The organism is Streptomyces sp. NBC_01217, assembly GCF_035994185.1.
Classification (GTDB): Bacteria; Actinomycetota; Actinomycetes; order Streptomycetales; family Streptomycetaceae; genus Streptomyces.
Genome location: NZ_CP108538.1, coordinates 6,849,422 through 6,871,697 on the forward strand (window position 1 = coordinate 6,849,422; position 22,276 = coordinate 6,871,697).

Consider the following 22,276-nt stretch of genomic DNA (forward strand, 5'->3'; position numbering starts at 1 on the left):
GTCATGTGCCGGCTGGGGCGAGATGCCAGGTGCCGTTCGTGTGGGTGAGCCCGAGGTTGATTAGCCGGCGGAGGTTGAGGGCGGCTGCTCGGGTGTGGAGCCAGGCGTCGTTCTTGATGGTGCCGATGTATCGGAGTCTGCGGTTGCCTCGGTGGACGATCCAGGCGAGGGCGCGTTCGAGCTCAGCCAAGTGCCTGCTCACGGTCCTTCGGGTGATTGCCGTCCCGGCCTGGGCCAGTTCGAAGGCGATCCGGGACGCGGACCACTTGTGGGTCCGGCGCAGCTGTTCGATGAGTACGAGGACCTCGGACGGCGTCGCGGTCGGCTGGTGATGCGGCACAGAGGAGCGGTCCACCAGCCCGAGTTCGCCGTGGCGCCGATACCGATTGACCCACTTCGACGCGCACGCGCGGGAGATTCCCATCTCAGCCGCGACGTGCGCAATCGGCCTCGTCCGGCAACGCTCGACCACTCAGTGGCGTCCCTCGACGGCGAGGGGTGCGTTCCGGTGCGTCACGTAGTGGGACCGGGCGCGGAGGGCCGCTTGGCGGTGTTCCGCTGGGAGATCGCCTCTGCCACCTCGTCCAGGCCGCCTCTCAGCAAGCCAGGTCAGGTGTCACCTATCCATGCAGCAGTCCCGTAGTTCTCGGCCAGGTTGAGGTGGAGGGAGGGGTAGAACCCGGCGATGTGGAGGCTGGCGTGGTGCTCCTGGCTCGCTGCGTGGGCTGCGAATCTTCTGGTCCGTGAGCGGCGGCAGGAGGCGGAGCAGTTTTTGGTGTTGGGGGAGACGCTGCGCGAGGCCCACCGGACGCTCGATGCCGAGCAGCTGCGTGCGGCGAGTGAGCAGCACCGGCTCGTCAGCGCTCTTGCCCGCACGGCGGCCGGACTGGCCCGGGGGGCCGGGGAGCCGGTGAGCGACACGGTGCTGCACGAGATCGAGCAGGCTCTCCACGGTGTGCCAGGTCACAGCTGCTCATACAGAGAGTTCTCCGCCTCTCTCAGTTCGCGTTCGACGGCTTCGGTGAGGTTTGGGTTGTCGATGAGGACGCCGAACTCTACGTTGTTGTTCTCCGCGCTCCAGGAGAAGTTCGCGCTAGTCACTAGGAGAAGGTGGTGATCGATGGCAAGGAACTTGGCGTGGTTGCGGACGTGTATGCCGTCGAATTTCTTGGTTCGCCAGACCTCGGCTGGCGCCAGGTGCGCGGCGACTTCTGCGGTCGTCGGAGACCAATGTTGTCCGCTGTCGTCGGCGGCCCGGGTATCCATGTAGACGCGGACGGCGACGTCGTCGCGCTGTGTAGCTTCCCGAAGTGACTTCCAAAGCATGGAGCTCCGCTGGAAGTTGAACGTCGAGCATGTGATGGCGTGGCGCGCGCTGTCGACAAGGCGGCTCACCGAGGTGGTGAGCGGTCCGCTCTGGGCGAGGTGCCCGGGCATGGTCCACAGCGGCGACAGTGTGGTCGGCAGCGCCCGGGCTCCCTCGATCGCACGTAGGACTTGGACCTGTTGGTGCGATGCCTCGTCGTTGCCAGCTACGGCCTGTAGCAGACGCCGGACTTCTGCCCGCTGGCTGGCCGCCACGACTTTGAGTGCGGTACTGAGTGTGTCTCCGTCGGCCAGACGGTCCGCGATGCCTTTGGCCTCGGTCCCGGAGAGGAGCTGGCCGAGTCGTCGTGGCGCGTCTGCCTCACTCATGGACTCGGAAGAACCCGAGGTCACTGCCGGGCAGGTCGAGGAGGAAGCGGCGATCGAGGAAACGGTTGGCGCGCTCGCAGGAGGTCTCTGATGCCATTACACAGCAATGACAGGCGGCACCGTGGAGGAAGTCCTCGGGGTCCTGCGGAGTGCGCTTGGAGCAAATGGGATCGGAGGAGCAGCGCGCGGCTTTGCGCAGCGCGCTGTCGACGACCCGCTGGAGGCGCGAGGGCTCGCTGAGCTGCACGAGGCCACCGAGGGTGCCGTCGCTGTCGGAGGCGGTGGTGCAGATGAGAAGGCCAGCTGATGGGTCGCGGCCGTCTGCGGCGGGCCAGGCGTAGAGGCGTTCGCTGAGGCTGGCGGCCGAGTATCCACAGGTGAGGGCGAGTTCGCGGATCAGGATGTGGGCGAAGGTATGAACGAGCCAGTAGCGCGGGGGCTTCAGGCGGGTGTCGGGGTCGACCTTGCCTGCGGTGTCGGAGAAGCGACGCTCGAAGTTCCTGCGGTGCGCGTCGCGATGGGACGTCCACACGCCGGTGTCCAGGACGCGCTTCTCCCAGGTAGCGACCGCGTTCTCATCGAGCTGGATGAAGATCCCCTCACCCCGGTCCTCGGTCGCTACGGTCCAGGCCGGTCGCGACGTGCGGGTCAGCGGGGCCAGCCGGCGCGGGAGGTCGCCGACTCGGTCCATGTCGTCGATGCGGGTGAAGCCGACCAGGGCGTTCACCTTACGGAGGCGCTCGACCGCGAGGACGCGGGTGATTTCTGGCTGCAGAGTGCCGCCTCGCTCGCGGTTGGCGAGGGTAAGTCCGCTCTTGGGGTCCTCGACACGGGTGCCGACGATGTCGCGCAACAGGTAGCGCCATTCGGGGACGAGGAGGTCGACCGGGTCCCAGTCGCGGAGCTTCTCCTCCTGCTCCTCTGGAGTGTCTGTGGGCGCGGAAGCAGCCTGCAGGACTTGTTCCAGCTCGTGGTCGGACAGCCCGGTGACGTCGACGCCGCCGTCCATGCCGAGCAGGTCCCTGATCAGGTCGAGGCTGACGCGGTACTTGGCGAGTTTGTCGCCGAGCGCGGTGCGGACTCGGTCGGCCAGGTCGCTGGCCTTCTCCTCCTGGGACTCCGGCATGACGACGATCGACTGGGTGGCCGGGAACCACAGGTTGGATGCGCCGACGAGCATGAGGCGGGATTCGTTGCGGCAGCCCTTGGGCTCGAAGGCATCCAGGTGGGGGTGGCGTCCGCGGCACTGCGGAAGCTTCGCCTTGCCGGCCTCTCCCTGAGCCTCGTTCATCGGGCGCCGCAAACCGCAGGATGCGCAGTGGATGACAGCCGAGGCGCCCTTGCCGGCGGTCCGGTCGACCATCTTCATTGCGGGCAGTTCCGCCTTGCTACACGGCTGTCCGCGGTGCACCCACAGGTCGTACGGGAACTCATCCAGGTGCCCGTCCACACAGGCCAGCAGGTAGCGGGCTGGGATGGCGGTGCGCCGCATCGGTTTGCGTGGGCCGGCTCCCGCGCGTCCGGTGCACTTGGCGTGTTCGAAGACGGCCAGGTCCGTGCGGAAGGGATGCGTATTGCGGTAGTCGAACTGCGCGAGAAGCCCGAGCATGTCGCAGCCCGTGCACCGCAGCCACTGCGGGAAGACCCGCGAGGGGACGCCGAGGTCGTTGCCCTCGGCGGACCGGCTGTACTTCTTCGGCTGCCAGGGATAGGGCCGCAGCTGCACGTCGGGGGAGCGCAGCATCATCCGGACCACGTCACGCAGGCGCGGCGCGTGGATCTGCGGAGGCGCGGAGTCGCGCCGCTGCCAGATGCGGTCCCACTCGTCCAGCCCGGTGGGCATGATCGTGAACTGCGGCAGGTCCATGATCGCGCCGGGACCGTAGGTGTAGAGCAGGGAGGAGGGGCGGGCCGAACCGACTTTGGCGCGGTTGTGCTTGGTGGCCTTCTCCGCCTCCTGCTCCAGGTCGCCCAGCGGGTCGACGGCGTGAGCGACCTCGTGGAGGAATCGCGTCTCGTCACTCACGAGTTTTCCTCCGGCATCTGCCACTTAGGGGCATAGTCAGGCGCCCGGTACACCAGACGTTCCTTGATCGGGCTCACCAGCAAGTTGATCTCCGGCTGAACCTCACGCATTGAGTTCGCCACGATGAACGGAGGCGCGTCCCGGGTATCGATGCCAGCCTTGGCGTTCTCCGCGCTCATCATCAGCGCGTCGTGCCGACTGTCGTCCAGAACCTTTTCGTAGACCAGGGACTTACGCAGCTCAATGAGGTGTTTGCGCCGCTTGCCCCACTGGTCGAGCCGGTTCTCCAGGCGTAGGCGGGCGCGGTCGGCCGCGTCCTCATCGCCCGCCCTTGCGATCCGACGCACGAGGGCTTCGATGAGCTCACCAGCGAAGTGCTGCTCGGCCTCGATACGCGCCGCGCCGTCCTCTGGGGACAGCCCCTGACCGTGGCCAGCCCTGGCAGCCTGCAGGACCCTGGCCGCGCTGACCAAGACACCGTCCAGGCCGCGTTCCAAGGAGGTCACCGAGAACGGGGTAACCGACAGCGCCTCGACCTGAGCATAGAACGTCTCGTGATAGTGACGGAACTGCTCGAAATGGGCGAGGTCCCTGGGCCGAGCCCAGTTCCCCAGTGCGAGAATCAGCCCTGGCCGGTCGCCGTCCCGGCCGACGCGGGAAGACGCCTGGATGTACTCGGCGGTGTTCTTCGGCTGGCCGACCACGAGCATCAGACCGAGCCGGGTCACGTCGACGCCCACCTGCAGCATGGAGGTGGCCAGCACTACGTCGTACGGGTTCACCTCGCGTGTGAGATCCGGCTTCTTCGCCTCCCGCAAGGCGCGCCGGTTGCGCTTGCCCGCCGTGGAATCGAAGCCGGGATCAAACGACATAGCCATCTGGTCAAGCGTCGCGGTGATGTCGGCGCTGGCCACCCGTGACGTCAGCTCGGCAACGTGCAGCGAACCGAAGTCGGTGCCGGTGCGGCGAGGCAGCTTCGACCAGGGGCGCCCCTTGGCGAGCGCAGTCTGGATATCGTCACTCATATAGCGCGCCATGCCCGCCAGTTCACGGGTGGCGCTGAAATAGCCGACCAGGCTCATATACGGATCTGCCACGCTGCCCGAGCGGTCAATCAGCAGTTGCCCGCCGGCCATGAGGACCTCGGCAACCCGGATCTCCGCCGTGGTCAAACGCACACCTGTCGTGCTGACCCCGACGTACCGGCGCCCGGGATTCTTCTCGGAGACCGGGATCTCCTTGGAGAAGAACGTGTTCCCGGCGTCCAGGACCTGCGGCGGGAAGATGGTGACGTCCCGCCCATACAGGGCACGCACCTGGTCGGACGCGTTGCGAGCGGTGGCGGTGGAAGCGACAAGGAGCGGGCGCACCGGGCGCCCGTCCTTCGTCCGCCAGTCGGTCATCACGTCGATGGCCACCTCGAACAGACCGACCGTGGTGCCGAGGGCTCCCGTAATCAGGTGGAGTTCGTCCTGGATGACGAGATCCGGGGGCCGCAGCCGCGCAGCCGGATGTACGGGGGCGGCCGGGTGGCCGTCCTTCTTGGGGTGTTTGCTGCCGTCCTTGATGGCGCACTGCTGATAGTCGGGGTGGACGAAGCCGTGCCGCTCGCAACGCCGCGAAACGTGTCCGAAGAGCGAGGCGGCCTCGCCCTCCCGGGCCAGGCGGGCGAACTTGTCCACCGTAGCGATGACGAACGCCGGCGCGAGCCGGTAAATCTCCTCGTCCACCGTGAGCACCGGCAGCCCGTCGGGGACCTCACCGCCGTCGGCGAACGGGCACTCGGCCAGCTCGTCACCGCAGTACACATACACCCTGCGCAGCGCGGGCTCCGTGCGTACATCCCGCGCCTCGACCCGGGTCCCGCACCACGGGCAGCGCTGGATCTGCAGCACCGTCAGCCGGTAGCCACGGCCCCCATGGGCCTTCTGCAGCTGATCGGCAGCCTCGTCGTACCGCTTCGGACTCACATCCGTCCCCACCCACAGCCCGATACGGAACGGCTCGTCCCCCCACGTCGCCACGTCATCGCGCCGCGCCAGCTCGGCCGCGCACACCAGCGTGGTGGCACGCTGGAACTGCTGAGCAGTGAGCAGGCGCAGCGTGTACCGCATGAGCACGGCCACCCCGGAGCGTCCGTCCAGGGGGCCGTCAAAGGCATCGACGACGCCCTGACGGCGCCTGATCGCGAAGGTGTACGCGGCAAGACCGAGATACGCCTCCGTCTTGCCACCACCAGTCGGGAAGAACAGCAGCTGCGCCTTGGCCAGCTCTCCCGACCGTTTCTCCGCCGCCGGATCGGACAGCATCGGCAACTGCATTAGCACGAAGGCCAGCTGGAAGGTACGCCACGAATGCGCCCGTTCCTTATTGTCGGCAAGGATCGCTTCGCGGGCCTCGTCAATGCCCTCCTCGGGTGCGCTCGCTCGCCGCTCCGCGACTTGCGACTGCACACGCTGATCGGCCATCACCCGGTTCATGAACCGGAAGCAGCGCAACGCTTCCTCGTCCCCGAGAAGAAACTCCAGTCCGTCGGCGAGCTGGCGCTGTACTCGGCGTGCGTCCCCAACCGCTTCCAGTCCCTCGGACCGCAAATGATCCGGAAGAGCCTCGGCCCTCTGCTGCTCGTTGTCCAACCAGGCCGTGTAACCCGCGACGATCGGTTCAAGTCCTGTGCGTAGCTCGCCGGTTGATGCTCCCTGGAGCTTGCGCATGTCCAATAGGGCCGCGCTGATCTCCTCTGCGGCCGTCTGCGGCGTCTCGCTCACCGGCAGCCACGTCGTCCAGACCTCGCTCGCCCTGCGTGCCCCCTCGACGGTCTTCCAATCCACCGAGCAGGTTCGACCGTGAGCGAACTCCAGACGATTGCGGTACTGCAGCCGCAGCCGACGCAGCTCGTCGTCCTGCTCCTCACGCGTATCGAGAAGTACGTCGTTGACCGGCAGGAACACCTCTGCCCCGCCTGCCGACACCGACAGCTTCGTCTGGTACAGCCATGCTTCAACCGGGATCTTGCGCGGGGTCTCCCGGTCGTTGCAGAGCGCCACCTCTATCAACCGGCAGCCACGCTCGGTGTCGTCGTAGCGATCCACCCGGAGCACGATCTTGTCCTTGAGTGTGATCTCCGTTGTTCGGGACGGCCCCAGGTCAGCGACCCTGATCGTCTTGGCGATGGCGTGGGGGGTGCGCTGGAAACGCCGGAAGGCAGGAGCGGGCGCCTCGCCCTCGCTGGCGTCTACGCCTTCACCACGCTTCTCCTTCACCGGCTCGTACGTGCCCCATGAGGCGGTGACCGTGAACTCGTCCAGGTCATCGGGGATCTGGCACCGAAGCCCCATCGACGCCGGGATCATCAAGCCGCGCTTCTGCGGCTGGTCCTCGACCTCGTCCTCATCCGAACTGGCACTGCTGTCATCGACCGCGGTCAGCGGCACCCCCCGGCTCTCGGCGGCGTCCACAGCATCGCCTACGTCGCTCGCGGCCTCGTCGGAGCCCGCCTCGCCAGGGTCAGCGCGGCCGGCAGTGAGCCGCACGGGCGCGATCCGACCGATCAGGTACGCGGAGTCTGGGACGCCTTCGAGGAGCTCTTCTGGGCCGTTGGCCGGCCCGAGGAGCTCACGCTCCAAGATGTCGACCAGGTTCTCGCGGGCCGTCCAGGAACGGTCGTCGGGGCTAAGGGCGAGACGATAGGGCGGGGCCTGGGGGGCGCCGGTGGCGGGTTGAGCGTTGTTGCGGGGGGTGGTCACTCGTCGCCCTCCTCTTCCTCGGTGGCTTCATTGTTGTCGGAGGGACTGACAACGCCTTGTGAGGCAGCCCGGCGGTGGTTCTCTTCAAGGAGGCGGTCGAGGATCTCCACCCGGGCGGTGGGGCTCACCGTCCAGCGCTCCATCTGTCGGTATGTGTGGAAGCCGTGGTCCAGTGCGACGTCGTCCCAGCCGTAGGCTGCCATGACGGCTCGGTCGAGCTGAACGTGGATTTCGCGGATGCGGGCCACGTCGCCGTCGGCGGAGTCGGTGATGCCGGGGTCGTTGACGAGATTGTAAAGCTTAGTCAGCCCCAAGCTACGTCGGAGCATAAGCTCCCGACGTTCGGAATCGAGGACTCGGCAGATAATTTCAAGTTCATCCGCGCGACTCGGGCGGGGAAAGCTTTCAAATACATCACCTGGCGTATACCGGGGATCGTTTCGCAAGCCTGATCCGTACTTAATTGCCCACATTTGATGCAAGGAAGAGGATAGAACCGCTTGATCCGCGTAAGAATTTGCGGCGAAAATCCCAAGCGTGTTACTGAAGACTTGTCGAGCTGGGATACGGAGCGGCATGAGCGATTTGCTCACAAGCGCAATCGCGAGCACCTCGTCCAGATCGGAAGTTGCTTCTCGCATTGCGTGTGCGAGTTCCGCGAACTGCCACCATCGCTCCCGTCGTGGTTTGCGTTTGTTCTTTGATCGCTCAGGTTTCACTCGTTCCAATGCGCGCAGATACGGCAACTCGTACGTTTCCGCTTGTCGCTCTGGCCAATTATAGAAGTCGATGACCCACCGTGAGGCTGATCCGTCCGGCCGTGAATTTAGGTCTTCGCCATTGAGGTACGGGAAGAGGACATCTTTGTATTTAGGATCGCTCTCGATCCAGGCTGCGGCCTCATCGGGCTCTAGTACAAATCCCATGCCTAGAACGATGCAACCCATGAAGGCGAGCCCCAGGTTCTCCGCCAGTCGCTTCGGATTGCCATCGACCCGTCCACCCGGCTCCAGCAGGGCGGAGATCCGTTCAACCTCGATGTCCTCGTCGGTCTCGGCGACGATGCGGGGCACCGATGAGTTGATGTCAGCCCGGCTGCCCCACACCGCCGCGTACTCTAGGTTGGCGCTGGCCGCAGGCCACGACCGGCTCTGGATCGCGCGGGTGATCGTGCAGCCCTTCGCGACCAACTGGTCGAGGCCGACCTGCCGGGTATCTCCCTGAGCGACGGTGTTCGTCGCGATCAGCCCGAACCCGCCCCGCCGCGAGAGCAGTCCGTACGCGCGCAGAAAGAAGTACGCCACCAGGTCCGCGCTTCCCTTCTTTCCGCCCGCGAGTGTGTTGACGAACCAGTCGCGGACGTTGGTCCCCATCGAGCCGGTGAGCTTCTGCCCGCCCAGGAACGGCGGGTTCCCGATCACTGCGTCGAATCCACCCCGCTCCATTACATCCGGCACGGCCAGAATCCAGTGCAGCGGCTTCCACTGTGCGTAGTCCGTCGTCACCGTCGGAGTAAGTCCGACCTCCTGGATGCCGTGGAGCATGGTCCGATCCCGGTCCGCCTCGTCCCCCCCCGGCGGGGTACGCGTTCTCCACCGCGATGCGCAGATTCTCGTACGCCGCCTTCAACTGCTTCCCGGGCTTCGCGCCCCACTGCAGCCCGGCCGCGATCACCCCGTCCGCGACATCAGCGAGCTGCGCGGTTAGTTCCTGGTACCTGCGCCACTGCCGACGCTTGGTGGCGGCCGAGCGCTGTGGGTCGCTGTCGTCGACCTCGGTGGCGAGCTGGCGGCGCAGGCGAGTGGCTTGGTTGAGGATGTCGTCGACGTCGAGGGCGAAGACGCTGAGCTGGTTGCCGGCCGCGGCGGGGTCGATGTGGAGGCGGCGTAGCTGGTCGGCGTCGGTCAGACCGAGGAGTGCGTTGCCGTGCAGAACTTTGTCATCGACGAAGGAGAACGGGAGCTTCGGGTCCAACGACACCAGCCACAGTGACAGCTTGCACATCTCCACGGCCATGGCGTTGATGTCCGCGCCGTACAAGCAGGTCGCGACGACGGACCTTATGGCGTGAACGAGAAGATCGTGCGGTGTCCGTCCGTACGCCACCCCCTCGCGCTGCCATGCCTCGACGAGGCGATCCGCTAGGTAGCGGGCTGCGGCCACGAGGAAGGCGCCCGAGCCGCAGGCGATGTCGGCGATGCGCAGTTCGAGGATCTGGTCGGAGTCGAGTGGCCGCCATGTGTCCTGGTTGGCGGTCTGGTGCGGACCGGGTGCGTAGACGAGAGGCTCGAGCGCGTACCGGACGACTTCCTCGGCCAGCGAGCGCGGCGTGTAGTGCGCGCCCGCCGAGGCCCGCGAGGGGGTCTCCACCAACAGGACACCGCCGGGCTCGACGACGAGGGGACGGCCTCGCAGGTCGCGGCGGATGATGCCGATGAACGGTCTTAGCCGCTCGCGCAGTTCGGGGTCATCGGTGACGTCGCGCAGGGCGATCTCGATGTCGTCCAGGGTCTCGCCCGCCTTCAGTGCCTTGGTAAGGCCGGCCTTGCTGGACGGCTTGGCCGCCGGCTGGTTCACCTTGATCCAGGCGAGGATCGCATCGGTCAGCGCGGCTTCGGTGTGCTTGGCCTGGCTGATTTCTTCGAGCGTGGCGAGGGGGACCTCTGGTTCGGAGCCCGCGCTACCGGTCAGGCCGACAACGATCTCTTCGGCGGGCTCGCAGGAGTAGCCGAGGAGACCCTCGTAGATGTAGCCGATCTGCTCGACGTCGATGTCCCGGAAGGAGATCCGGCGGCCCCCGCCGGGCAGTTGGGCGATCTGGACAGCGCGGAGGACTTCGAGCATGACGCGGTCGCTGACCGTGATGGCCAGAGTGTCCTGGGAGTCGCAGGCGGTGAGGAAGCCGAAGCGGGCGGGGTCGAAGAGTGAGCCGCCGTACTCGGGCAGGCGGAGGTCTTCGAAGGACGCGCCCCGGTACAGGGCCTGGGAGGTGGCAAGGAGCCGGTGCCATGTCAGGAAGGTGGCGTCGAGGGCTTGTTCGCCTTCCTCCTTCTCCCGCGAGTCAAGGAGGTCGAGTTCGTCACTGATGCCGTAGCCCATCGCGAAGAGCCGGCTCTGGGGCAGCAGCCCGCGCTCTTCGGCGAAGAGGAGAAAGACGACGCGCATCATGACGGTTACGGCGGCCTCGTAGACCTCGCTGCGCCGCGCGGGCAGCGGGTCGGCCTCGCCGCGTCGCCGCGACTCCAAGGCACCTTCGGACAGGGCCTGGACGATGAGTTCGACGGCGCGGCGGACCTGGGTGCCGAGTGCTTCGGTGATCTTCTCGGCAGCGGTCACAGACTCGCCGAACAGTTCGGTGAGCCGGTCCTGTGGCTTGCCACCGATCAGGCGGCGTCGCTGGAGGAGTTCGATGAAGGCGTTGCGGGTCTGGGGCTCTTCGATCCAAGTCTGGGCGTCGACGATGCCCGAGGCGACCATGGTCTGCGGGCGGGCACTGACGAGGACCCACCACCGGCCGTCAGTGACGACGCCGATGGGCACGCCGGAGGCGCGCAGCAGCTCTTCCATACGGTCGATGGGACTGGCCGACCAGCCGTCGGTGAGCGGATCGCGAAGGGACTCCGCGGGGTCGGTGATGAGGACGAGCGCGCCGGTGGTATCGCCGTGGATGAGAGCGCCAGTGGCGCCTACGGAGACGGTGTAGTCGGGCGAGTGAATCTCGGCGGCGGCCGGGGCCGGCACGGTATAGGAGGCACCCCAGCGCAAGCCCCGGCGCAGGACGAGTTCGACCCAGGTATCGCGGGCCTCGCGGTAAAGATCGAGGGCGGCCTCGTCGTCGGGGTACTCGTCCCAGTTCTCCCACGCCTTCTCGAAGGCGGGCTTGGCGTCCTTGATGGCGTCGAGTGCTCGGGCATCGGGCTGGGGAATGCCCTGGGGCCAGAGGCGTTCCAGGGCGGGGACGGCGAGGAACGGACCATCGCTGTCGACGAGTTCGAGCCAGGCACGATGCAGGTCGGCGGCGGTCGGGGCGTACTTGCGGCTCATGCCTTAACCATTCCGTTCTTCGCGTCTTCGGGGGTGAGAGCGAACACGACCGCGGCGGCCGACACGTAGGGCCTGATGTCGCTGTAGCGCTCGCGGATCGACGCGATCTCGCGCTCTTCCTCGTCGCCCAGGCTCTCCAGGCGTTCGTTCATGTGGTGCAGGTCGCGGCGGCGCTGCTTTTGCTGGTCGTCGGTGAACAGCAGCTCCTCCTCGGCGCGGATGGCCTGCTCCAGACGGTCACGGGACTCGCGCAGGTTGATCCGGAACGCGCCGAAGATCTCGTGGGCGCGCGCGATGTCGGAGTCCCGGCGCTGTGTGAGAGCTTCGGTGACCTTCTCCTGGCGGCTGGCGCTCTTGCGTTCCATCGCAGTCAGCAGGCGGCTGCGCAACCGTGCGCCGTCGTCGTTCCACTGCTCGGCGAGGTGGGCCCGTACGTTCTCGTCTGCGAGGAGCAGCTTCTCGGAGTCGAGCGTTTCGTCGAGGACCTGTTCGACCTTGGACTCCGCGAGTGCCTGGCCGCGCAGGCGGACACCGGTGAGGAAGACCTCCTCGTGGAGGCGTAGCCCGCCGCGGCCGACCAGGACGAGCCGGGAGACGGCGGCGACACAGGATTGGGGAAGCTCGGGGGCGATGACGGCGGCGACTCGGTGGACCGGGGAGTCCGTGCTGAACAGCGCGGAGCGCAGGGTGCGGGTGGCCCGCTGCATGAGGGCGTGTCCGAGGTGGATGTGGACGAGGTCGGTGCGCTGCTGGGCGGCCTGGTCGTCGAAGGTGATGGGGCGCAGCACCCCCGGTTCAAGGCGGGTGTCCAGGCCGCGCAGCGCCGGCTGCCAGGTGCGGCCTAGGTTCGGGATCTCGAAGACCTGCGCCTCGGTGCGGTCGTCGCCGATCTCGACGAGCGGGGGCTGGGCGGTCAGAGTGAGCGCGGTGTCCACGACCCGGCGCGCGTTGGCGGGCGTGAGGTGCATGGCGGCCTTGGACTCGCTGTAGGTGTCCGACAGCTGGGTCAGCTTGCGGTTCAGGTCGATACCGCCGGCCAGTACCCGGTTGATCACCTCGTTGGCGTCGTCCGGCGCGGTGAGCCGGGCCTTGCGCGTCGTAGACGTGGGGGCGAAGTGCTCCTGCACCTCCGCGTCGATGACCTGGTTGACCTTGCCGAGGTCCTCGGTGGCCTGTCCGACCTTCGTCGCGATGATTCCCATGAACTTCATGTCCGCGTCGTACGTCGTGGAGCTGGAGACGGGGACGAAGTGGAAGATCTCCGGGTTCTTGGTCTGCCCGTACCGGTCGATCCGGCCGATGCGCTGTTCCAGGCGGGACGGGTTGAAGGGGATGTCGAAGTTCACCAGGCGGTGGCAGTGGGTCTGCAGGTCGATGCCCTCGCCCGCGGAGTCGGTGGCGAGCAGGACACGGACCGGGTGTTTGTCGGGGCTCTCGGTGAATCGGGCGCGGATCTTCTCCCGCTCCTCGGTGGGAGTCGAGCCCTGGATGACCTCGAGCACGTCCTTGTAGCCGCGCTGGCGCAGGATGCCGGCGATCCAGTCGAGGGTGGCCGCGTACTCGGTGAACACCACGACCCGTTCGTTGGTCCAGTGGCGGCCGTCGGGGCGGCAGACGGCACTCAGGAAGGACAGCAGTTCCTCCAGCCGGGTGTCCGGCTTGTGCTCATAGCCGCGCCCCCACTCGACGAGCGAGGCGATCTCGCTGCTGGTGGCCGCGACCAGGGGGTCCGAGCCTTTCGAGTGGCGCAGTGCGGTGAACTCAGGGTGCTCGGCTGCGCCTTCCTCCTCGTCGGACTGGGCGCTGCCCAGGACCTCCGTGAAGTACGCGTACTCGTCGTCTACTCGCAGCTGCCGGTCACCGTCGCCGGCCTCCTCGTACAGCTCAAGGGTGCGGGCGAATGACCATGGGCTGGACAGGAATCGCTTTTTCAGCAGCATCGCGACGATGTCGCCGCCCGATCCCTTGCCGTTCGCGCGGGCGCTGTCCGTCAGAAGCCGCTCCAGCCGCTCGAACTGCCGCTGTTCCTCCTCGGAAGGCGTGAACGGGAGGGTCCCCAGTTGCCGTGCCTTGAATCCCTTGTCGGGAAGGTCGGTCTTCAGCCACCGCACCATCACCTCCTTCAGGGCCTTCTCATCGATGCTCGCGCCGCGGGTGAACCGGCGGCCGTCGATCATCTCCAGGAGGGCGGTGAAGGACTCCGAGTAGCCGTTGTGCGGTGTAGCGCTCAAGAACAGTCGGTGCTCGCATGCCTCCGCGAGCTTCTTCGTCGCGGTCGTCCGCTTGCTGTCCACCGCGTAGCCGCGCTGCCCCGGCGCTGTCGTCGGGCTGGCTGGCGCCACATGGTGAGCCTCGTCGACCACCAGTGCGTCGAACGCGTAGCGTCTGGCCGTCCTGGAGCTGCGCACATCGGCCAGCACGTCGCGCAGCAGGCGCTGCGCTCTGAGCGACGGCAGCCACGCCATGCTCACGATCACGCGGGGGAAGAGCCGGAAGGGGTTGGCGTTCAGCCCATGGCTTCGTCGTACCTTCGCCATCAACTCGCTGTTGACGATGACGAAGTCGAGGCCGAACTTCTCCCGCATCTCGTCCTGCCACTTCAGCGAGAGGCTCGGCGGGCACACGATGACTACGGATCGCGCACGGTGCCGCAGCAGCAGCTCCTGTACGACGAGGCCGGCTTCGATGGTCTTGCCCAGGCCGACATCGTCCGCGAGCAGCAGGTTCGTTCGCGAGGATTGCAGGGCCCGGCGCAGCGGCTCCAGCTGGTACGCCTCGACATTCGCGCCACTGCGGAAGGGCGCCTGGTAGGAGTCCGCGTCAGCCGAGGTGACCGCGCCCCAGCGGACCGCGTCCACGAACGCGGCGAGCGTGTTCGGGTCGTCGAACCCCTCCGCGCGCACAGTCTCGGGAAGGCCCTGGTTCGGCGCGACAGTGTGCCCGACCTCCAGCTCCCAGACCACCGTCAGTTCCTGCCCGAGCCGGTCCTCGTCCAGCGACTGCAGACTGACCACATGGGAGAGCCCGGCAACGCCCTCGTCGGCAGGGCTCCGAGGCAGGCCCTGCCGCTGGACATCGGAGACCGCCCACGTCGAACCCCGGACTTTGACGACCTGCCCCGGTTCTGGGACTGGCGGTAGGGCCACTGGACTTGAGGCACTGCTCGCTGCGCCCTGCGGATTCTCCGTAGCGGTCGCCACCTGGGCCCGACTCCTTAGTCCATTGCTGTCATTGCCGTCCCGTGACGCCCACAACGCTGCGCGTCGGAACTGCGGCAAAGAGGATCACGAAACCCCAGTATCTCCGAGCTAGGGCAGGGACCGCCGCAAGTAGGCAGGACTCGCTGCCCCGTCTTGTGGCGTCCATGCGGACCTTGCTTGGTTGGGGCGACAGCGGGCTGTCGCCAACGCCCCCTCTAGCCTGGGGTGATCACCCACGGTTCGCCTTGTGAACTCTGCTGAGGGCGGACTACTGTCCACGGGTGTCCAGCATCTCTGATCGCGTGAGACGCCTGATCGACAAATCGGGCTTGAGCCTTCACGACTTCGCCGACAAGACCTTCCTCGACGCCGAGCTGCTCAGTCAGTGTATCGGCGGCACGAGCTCCTTCTCGACTCTTGAGCTCGCAGTCATTGCCGATGAATTTCATGTCTCCATGGACTGGCTCCTTACTGGGGCCGAGCCTGCGCTGGCCGTGGCAGCGAGAACAACCACCGGGAAGGCGGCTGAAGCGTTGGCCGTCGCCCGGGACCTCGTTGCCCGGCGCGTCGGCCTGGACAAGCTTGGGTATCCCCAGCCTTGGCGGCCTGTCTCGCCAGCGGCTCCTTCAGGTAATGGGTACGCCGTTCAGGGCGAGGCGCTGGCGAAATCAGCCCAGCGGGCGGTGGAGCGCCAGGGGCGGTTGGTGACCGAGGACGATCTACCAGGACTGATCGAGGCGGTCTTCGGCGCGGACGTGGCCATCGAGCCGCTGGGTGAGGGTTTTGACGGCCTCGCCGCCGCGGGCCGAGGTGCCAAGCTCATCCTCCTCAGTACGGCCTCGAACCCGGCACGTCAGCGCTTCACGCTCGCTCACGAGCTCGGACACCTCCTCGCCGACGATGATCAGGACGTCCACCTCGATCGCGATATTTTCGACCGAGCCCAGAAACAGGATCCAAGCGAGCAGCGCGCCAACGCCTTCGCCTCCGCCTTCCTCTTGCCCGAGCAACCCCTGCGCGAAGCTCTACATGCGGTGGGACTCACGCGAAAGAGCTTTGCCACACTGTGCTGCGACTTCCTGGTCAGCCCCGAGACGCTTGCTTACAGACTGCTCAAACTGCGTGTGATCGACGCGGGCGGGTGCGACCGCTACAAGCGGATGACCGCCCGCGAGGCCGCGGGCGTCGCCGGCCGCGAGGAACAACTCGACCGGCGAGTCGTGGGCTCGGAGGAGACGAAGCTCCCTGGACTCCTGGTACGCGACACACGTGCGGCCTATGAGGCTGGCAGGGCGACATTGCGTCCGTTGGCATCGCTACTCGGCGCGGATGTCGACGAGCTCAGAGACCAGCTCGCGTCCGAACAGGGCAACGGCGGTGCAGCATGAGCGAATTCCTGTTTCCGGACAACACCGTCCTGTGTAACTTCGCCGCCGTTGAACGCCTCGACCTGCTCCGCGCAGTTCTGGACAATCGCGGCAGGTGGACCGCTGTGGTGGCACGGGAGGCCCAACAATCGGCCAGACACCTACCTGCCCTCCACGATTTGAGACAGCAAGGCTGGCTCGGAGAAGCAATTCAGGTAAGGGCCCCAGGCGACCGTGCGAACATCGAACACCTCCGCATGGACGTGTTTGGCGGCCCAGCCAACCAGCTGACGAAGCACCTCGGAGAGGCCGAGACCTGTCACATCATTCAGCACTGGCCACAGTTCTCCGGTGCTTGGTGGATCTCCGACGACAAATCAGCGCTCGAGTACGCGATCGCACAGGGCATCATGACAGCGGAAACGCTCGACATGATGAAGTTGGCCGTCAAAGCGGGATTCGTCGCCGCGGAGGACGGCTTCGCCCTGATGCACAAGATGCGTCAGCTGAACCGCGGTCCGCGGCAGCCCCGGTCCGTCGCTGCCCTCACTGAGCTTTCATGGTCCATTTCTGAACTTCTGCCTGGGCAGAGCGATGGCGAAGCTGCCGTGCACGCCCCATAGGGCTGCGCCCGGGATCGCTGGTGCGACTTCCGTGGTGGCTCACCATCTCCAAGCTGGTTCGGCGCTGAGGTCCCTACGGTTGGTTGCCTCCTGGGCGTGGCGTTGCCCGTTGGTCAGCACGGTGTGAGCTGTCTGCTGGAGCCCCTCGGGGAGCCAGGCCGTCAGGCTGTGCGCCTTCTCGCTGTCGATGATGTCGCCGACGGTGGGCTCGTGCGCGAGCAACAGGTGATACAGGCCAGCCGCCGGTTCGACGGGCGGCAGTCTGTGCTGTGCGCCGTTGATGGAGGCTCTGGCCGGGATGGCGATACCTTCGGCATCCAAGTCGCCGTAGTAGACGATGCGGCTGATGCCAGGTAATTCGGTGACGTTTTCTACGGATGCTTCGAAGGCTCTTCCGGAGCCGAAGGCGATGTATCCGACGCGGCCGGGGGCGGGCTGAAGCAGGTAGCGCAGGGTGGCGTAGGTGTCGCTGTTTTCCACAACGAGCAGGGTGTCGCCGTCGCCGAGCCTGTGGTGGGCCAGCGGGGGTGGCTCGCGGAAGGTGGCGAGCTGTTCGAGGGTCAGCCTGCCCGGGGCGAAGAGGGCTCCGGTGATCAGTGTGTCGAGGCGCTTTTCGTGGCGGAAGATCTCGTACGAGCGTTCGCGCAGGGGTACGGCGACCCGCCGGGCGGGCTGGTTGTGGGTGTCGCGGAACCAGCGGTTACAGGCGAGGAGATCTTCGGTCTGGGACGCGGTCAGCCGGGCGTCGTAGGCCCAGTTGAGCTCGGGCCGCCACGACACATGTGGGCGTGGGGTGGCGTGTTTCGCCGGCGGCGCGGTGGGGACCCGGACCTGTTCCGGAAGGGCTGGGTGGCCGACGTCCCATTTGATGCGGGAGGTGGGTAGGCCGATGATGCTGTGTTCGGCGATTTCGTACAGCAGCGTGGCGAGGGTGCAGCGCGCGTTGTCGCCGCTGGCGGCGCCCGGCAGTGCTTCGCGGAATGCCTCCATGACGGTGGCCCGGCTGACCGTGACTCGTTCTGCGCGGGCTTGGAGAGCGGCGCTGAGTTGTGCCGCTGCAGGGGAAAGCGGCACCTGGTCTGGATCCGTGGATGAGGTCACTGAGTGTCGTCCTGCTTCTTGTACAGACGTGCCGAAGACAAAAGGCCGACGGGTTCGGGGGCGTCGTGGTCGGGGGCGATGCGAGGGGTGGGGATGAGGGCGTTGCGTACCTGGTCTTCAAGCCGGATGAGGGAAAGGCCGCTTCGCGCTTCGGCGTCGTTGCGGAGCTGGATGCGCATGGGGAAGCGCGAGGTGACGTCCTCGTCGCTCAGTCCGGTGGTGTAGATCAGCTGGATGCCCAGGGCAGCGGCCATCTCCATCTGGATGTCGACGAGGTATCCGGCGTTGGCCCGGCCGATGGGGTTGTCGAGCAGGAGCAGGCCGCCGTTGCGGGTGCGGCTGCGGGGGCCGGGGGAGGTGCGCAGGGCGGCCAGCGCGCAGTACAGGAGAATGGCTCCGGTCAGTTCCTGGCCGCCGGAGAAGACGCGGCTCATCTCTTCGACGGGGACGCGGTCCAGGCGCTGGGAGGCGTTGGGTTTCATGACCTCGGCGGTGAACCCGCGGGGGACGGCTGCGAGGAGACAGCGCATGACGACGTCGATGCCTTTGAGGTTGCGGGTTCGTTGATTGCCGGCCAGTGCGTCGATGGATTCGTGCATCTGGGCCGTGAGGGCAGGCAGGTCCGGCTTCTTGTAGCGGATCGTGAGGAACTTCTGCCCGGACCAGGGGGCGTCTCCCTCGGGGAAGGCGGAGAAGCGGCTGGCCTGGTCGAGGCGCTGCAGCAGGTCGGTGACATGGCCGCTGAGGTGCGAGGCGAGGGTCTCGCGGGCCTTGGCCATGCCTTCGAGGTCGGAGGTCAGGGCTGCGACGCGGGACGACAGTGCGTACGTCCAGGTGGCGGCCATCGCGGGGATGTGGCTGCTTTCCAGGGCGGAGATCTGCGTACGCAGGGGGATGTCGAGTCGTTCGAACCGGACATCGCCGGGTACTTCCTTGAGCCGGCTGACGCCTCCTTCCAGCTTGCGCTCCGTCTGGAGTGCTGCGTCCCGGCAGGTGCTGTGGGCGGTGACCGCCTGGCGGGCAGCGGAGGTGGCGGCCTCTGCAGTGCCGTCGTAGGGCGGCTGGTCCGGCGGGACGGTCAGGCCGTGGACTGCGGTTTCCAACATCGGCAGGACCCGGTCGAAGGCCGCGAGGTCCTTGGTGGAACTGGTCTGATTGCGGCGCGCGGTGTTGAAGGCGTCCTGGGCAAGACGTTCCTCGTTCTGGGCTGTGCCCAGTTCGTCTGCGGCCCTGGCTTCCAGCTCGCGGGCCTCGGCGACGGTGGCCGGGGTCCACGCGGAGGCGTCTTCGTCGTTGGGCAAGACGGCCGGTTCCACGTTCCTGGCACGCTCTTTAAGCTGGCTCGCCCGATCCCGGAGTCCCTGGAGGGACGTGTCGTAGGAGTCGATCTCGACGGTGAGCGCGCGCAGAATCGCGTCGCGCTGAACAGCGTCACCAGCTCGCCCATCTCGACTGTGCGTCTCGGCCAGGTCCCGGACTGGTTCGGTGACTTTGTCCCACTCCGCCTGACTGGCGAGCAGCGCCTTCCGCGCTGTCGCCGCACGCACCTGCTGGTCCTCGCCGACCTCAACGCCTCTCAGTTCATCCTGCGCTTGCAGGTAGCGGTACTGAAGAGAGGGAAGGGGCAACAGCGGTGCACCGGAGTCACCGTGCGCCTGTTCCGCCTGGGACGTACTAGTGATCTCTTCGCGGGATCGTACATACCCTTCTGCAGCCTGCTCGGCAGATTCGATGGCGCGCGCGAGACGCACGACTTCCTTCTCCGCCTGACCGATCTGGCCTGCCAGCGAGTCGAGCTCGTTTTCACGGGCGACCTTTTCACCGGTAAGGACCTTGATCCGGGCCTGTGCCTGCGAGGCGCCAAACTCCCCTTCAGCCAGGCGAGCCAATTTCTCGGCGATCTTCTGCGCCGCCTTGAGCCGTTCGGCACGGAGTGCGCATTCGTCCTCGGCACCCTGCAGCGCAGCCTCCTGTTCCCCTGCTGCGGTGCGGGCCTCGGCCAGCTTGCTCTCGGCGTCCCCCGCAGCGGCCTCCAGCACCTCGAGTTCGCCGAGCAGCTCGGACACGGGCCGCAGACCGCAGGCATCACGCCAGTTCGCGATCTGGCGGAGCAGGTCGCGTGCAGCGGTCATGCGCTTCGTGAGGGCGTCCACCTCGCGGGTGAGCTCGGTGATGCGAGAGTGGACCGCGGCGCGTTCGTGCGCGGCGGCTTCTTCGTCGTGAAGGGCGGGGGAGGGTTCGACCACGAACCGTCCCGCATCGGACGCTGCTTCGGCGCTCAGCATCCGCTCTCCGGTGCCCACCGTCACGGCGGCGGAAGGCAGCGGCCGAAGGCGCTCCATCAGATCCCGGGCGGAGTCGAGGCCGTCGAGGCCGCCCACGATGATTCCGCCGACCAGTTCGGGGTGTGCGCGGATGACGTGCTGGCGCTCGCTGGCCGGAACGTTGTCGTGCATCCACTGCCAGCCGGGCACGGCGTGGATCCCGTGTTCCGATAGTTTCCCGCACAGTTCGCGTACCTCCGCGGCCGCAGGCATCAAGCCCTCACTGGTGTCGAGGAGGGCGAGCAGGGCCTGGTCGGTCTGCAGGTCGATGCGTTTGTGCGTTAGCGTGGATTCGAGCCCGCCGGCGCGACGCTCGGCAAGCTGTTGCAGAGCGTCGGCGTGGTCGTCTAGCCAGCGCAATGCGTCGCCGGCGCCCAGTTCGTCGCTGCTGGCCTCCAGGAGCCCGCCGCACAGCGGGTTGCTGCGAATGTCCTCAGCCCGAGCGCGCAGCCGACTGGTCTCCTCTGCTGCCGCCGTCGCGGCTCCTCGCGCGGACCAGGCCAGTTGCTGCTGCTCCGACAGTGCGGTCTGGGCTCGGTCCCGTTCCGTCTTGACGCTCTTGCGAGTCTGGTTGGCCTCCTGGAGCAGCTGCTCGATGTGGCGCGCGTCGTCCTGGGTACGGGCGGCACCATCGGCGGCGCTCTCCTGCGGGGCCAGAAGGTCTAGCTCGCGGGCGGCACTCAGGCGTAATGCGAAGGCGTCGGCCTGCTCCTGCAGCATGCGTGATTCCGCCTGCGCGTCGCCCGCCGCCCTGAGCAGCTCGTTGCTGCGGGCACGCCATTGCCCGATTTTGTCCTGGGTCTCGCCTGTCACACGGTGGTGAGCACGGATTGTTTCGCGGGCCTCTTGCTCGGCCCGGGTGTAGCCCGCCCGCAGGGCTGCTGCTGCGGCGTCGAGGGCTTGAATGAACGGGGCCGCAGTGCGTTCAGCCTCCACGAGGGCCTGCTGGGCGCGGTTGTTGTTGTCCTGTGCCTGCGCGTGGCGTAGCGCGATCGGGACGCTCGCCCACGCCGTGCTCTGAAGCTCCGCCTCCGCTTTCTGCTTCTGGGTGGCCTCCTGCTGAGCGGTGATCTCGCCGAGCTGGAGCGTGTGGGCACACAACTGCACGTGCCGGACGTGCGCGTGGGCGAGCGCGCTGCTGCCCTTCGCGGCCTCCAGCGAGCCGTGAGTCTTCTTGAGAGCGGCGTTTCTCTCGCTCTCGGTGCTGGTGAGTTCGATGTGGCGTGCACGGACTGCGGAGGTGAGGTAGACGAGGTCCCTTTCGGCACCCTGGGCTGCACCGGCATGCTGGGAGTGCAGGTCGTGGAGGTCGGCGACGTTCTCGCATGCGCGGTGCATCTCTACAGCGAACTGCCGCTCCCTCTCCCACTGGGCACGCTTATCGTGTGCGGCGGCATAGCCGTGGAAGGCGGAGCCCAATTCGGTGTACTGGTCGTCGTCGGTGGCCTTGCGCAGGAGCCATTCGACGAAGGCGTTGGCGGTGTTGGTGGTGAAGGCAGCGGCGGCGTCGCTCTCCTTGGCGTTCATCCTGCGCTGCACGTCGAAGAGTTCGGGCTGCAGGCCGAGGCCGCGCTGGTGTTTCTCCCACTTCTCCTGGCCGTCGAGGAGGTGCAGTTCGAGCGCTTCTACCCGCTCTTTCCAGTCGCGCAGTTCTGTGCAGTAGTCCCCGTACGGAGTCCAGTGTCCCTCGCGGTGGAAGGGAAGCCGGTCGGCGTCCAGGGCTGCACAGGGGTGGAAGCTATAGAAACAGCGCTGCATCTTGCCGTCACGTTCGGGGGCCAGGACTTGTGCGGTCACCAGCAGCCGTCCGGTGCGGGCATCGGCCCATTCGAGGACCACGTGCGAGGGCTGTGCCATGGAGATGGTGAAGTTGCGCAGCGTCTCCAGGTCCTGGTGGTGAAAGGGGATGGTGGTGCAGGTGATGCCGGTGAGTAAGACGCCCTTGCCGCCGCCGTTTTGCAGCATGATCAGGCTGGCGGGTGCCGGGCGCTGGGTGACGTGTCCGGCGTCGGGAATCAGCGAGGCGGTCTCCACCTCGGCGCCGACGCCGGAGAAGTCCAGCGGCACGTCCTCGTACCGGGCATCGCGGGGGCCGAAGTTTCGCAGCAGGATGCGGTTGAGCTCATACATGGAGGAAGTCCTTGGGGAGG

10 protein-coding genes and 3 pseudogenes are annotated in these 22,276 nt (G+C 66.9%); 2 read left to right on the forward strand and 11 right to left on the reverse strand.

The window, feature by feature from the left end:
- Position 1: 1 nt before the first annotated feature.
- The 9 genes and pseudogenes from OG507_RS30615 to drmD form a co-directional block, all read right to left on the reverse strand.
- On the reverse strand, positions 2-472 hold the full coding sequence (locus tag OG507_RS30615; RefSeq protein WP_327370346.1) for a helix-turn-helix domain-containing protein: 471 nt from the start codon (positions 470-472) through the stop codon (positions 2-4).
- A gap of 41 nt (positions 473-513) precedes the next feature.
- A pseudogene (locus tag OG507_RS40520) lies at positions 514-711 on the reverse strand (hypothetical protein); the annotation flags it as partial.
- 252 nt (positions 712-963) lie between these two features.
- Positions 964-1,695, reverse strand: a complete 732-nt coding sequence (gene drmC, locus OG507_RS30620) for a DISARM system phospholipase D-like protein DrmC (RefSeq protein WP_327370347.1) — start codon at positions 1,693-1,695, stop codon at positions 964-966.
- Positions 1,688-3,721: a DUF1998 domain-containing protein gene (locus tag OG507_RS30625; RefSeq protein WP_327370348.1), complete on the reverse strand. Its 2,034-nt coding sequence runs from the start codon at positions 3,719-3,721 to the stop codon at positions 1,688-1,690. Before OG507_RS30625 ends, drmC begins: the two co-directional genes overlap by 8 nt.
- Positions 3,718-7,467 (reverse strand): DISARM system helicase DrmA, encoded by a 3,750-nt coding sequence (drmA, locus tag OG507_RS30630; RefSeq protein ID WP_327370349.1) that lies wholly within the window; start codon positions 7,465-7,467, stop codon positions 3,718-3,720. Before drmA ends, OG507_RS30625 begins: the two co-directional genes overlap by 4 nt.
- Entirely contained in the window at positions 7,464-8,540 is a 1,077-nt protein-coding gene (locus tag OG507_RS30635) for a type IIL restriction-modification enzyme MmeI (RefSeq protein WP_327372161.1), read from the reverse strand. The genes drmA and OG507_RS30635 overlap by 4 nt, the downstream gene beginning before the upstream one ends.
- Before the next feature lie 111 nt (positions 8,541-8,651).
- Positions 8,652-9,011 (reverse strand): annotated as a pseudogene (locus OG507_RS30640) (Eco57I restriction-modification methylase domain-containing protein); the annotation flags it as partial.
- 484 nt (positions 9,012-9,495) lie between these two features.
- Positions 9,496-11,511: pseudogene (locus OG507_RS30645) on the reverse strand (SAM-dependent DNA methyltransferase); the annotation flags it as partial.
- Positions 11,508-14,711 (reverse strand): DISARM system SNF2-like helicase DrmD, encoded by a 3,204-nt coding sequence (drmD, locus tag OG507_RS30650; RefSeq protein ID WP_327370350.1) that lies wholly within the window; start codon positions 14,709-14,711, stop codon positions 11,508-11,510. The gene drmD and the pseudogene OG507_RS30645, both read right to left, overlap by 4 nt.
- Before the next feature lie 281 nt (positions 14,712-14,992).
- Here drmD and OG507_RS30655 point away from each other — a divergent pair, with 281 nt between their 5' ends.
- Positions 14,993-16,099 (forward strand): helix-turn-helix domain-containing protein, encoded by a 1,107-nt coding sequence (locus OG507_RS30655; RefSeq protein WP_327370351.1) that lies wholly within the window; start codon positions 14,993-14,995, stop codon positions 16,097-16,099.
- The gene (locus tag OG507_RS30660; protein ID WP_327370352.1) at positions 16,096-16,701 is read left to right on the forward strand and encodes a hypothetical protein; all 606 of its coding nucleotides are present in this window, start codon (positions 16,096-16,098) and stop codon (positions 16,699-16,701) included. Before OG507_RS30655 ends, OG507_RS30660 begins: the two co-directional genes overlap by 4 nt.
- 39 nt (positions 16,702-16,740) lie before the next feature.
- Here the strand turns inward: OG507_RS30660 and OG507_RS30665 are convergent, their stop codons facing one another.
- Positions 16,741-17,775 carry a Wadjet anti-phage system protein JetD domain-containing protein gene (locus tag OG507_RS30665; protein WP_327370353.1) on the reverse strand — a complete coding sequence of 345 codons (1,035 nt, stop codon included), beginning with the start codon at positions 17,773-17,775 and terminating at the stop codon, positions 16,741-16,743.
- Between the two features lie 23 nt (positions 17,776-17,798).
- A complete protein-coding gene (locus tag OG507_RS30670; protein WP_327370354.1) occupies positions 17,799-22,256 on the reverse strand; it encodes a hypothetical protein in 4,458 nt (1,485 codons plus the stop codon).
- Between the last annotated feature and the right edge of the window lie 20 nt (positions 22,257-22,276).

Bases quoted from the DNA above. Each gene is read 5' to 3' on its own strand.
- OG507_RS30660 (WP_327370352.1), top strand. From the start codon at position 16,096: ATGAGCGAATTCCTGTTTCCGGACAACACCGTCCTGTGTAACTTCGCC.
- OG507_RS30670 (WP_327370354.1), bottom strand. From the start codon at position 22,256: ATGTATGAGCTCAACCGCATCCTGCTGCGAAACTTCGGCCCCCGCGAT.
- drmC (WP_327370347.1), bottom strand. From the start codon at position 1,695: ATGAGTGAGGCAGACGCGCCACGACGACTCGGCCAGCTCCTCTCCGGG.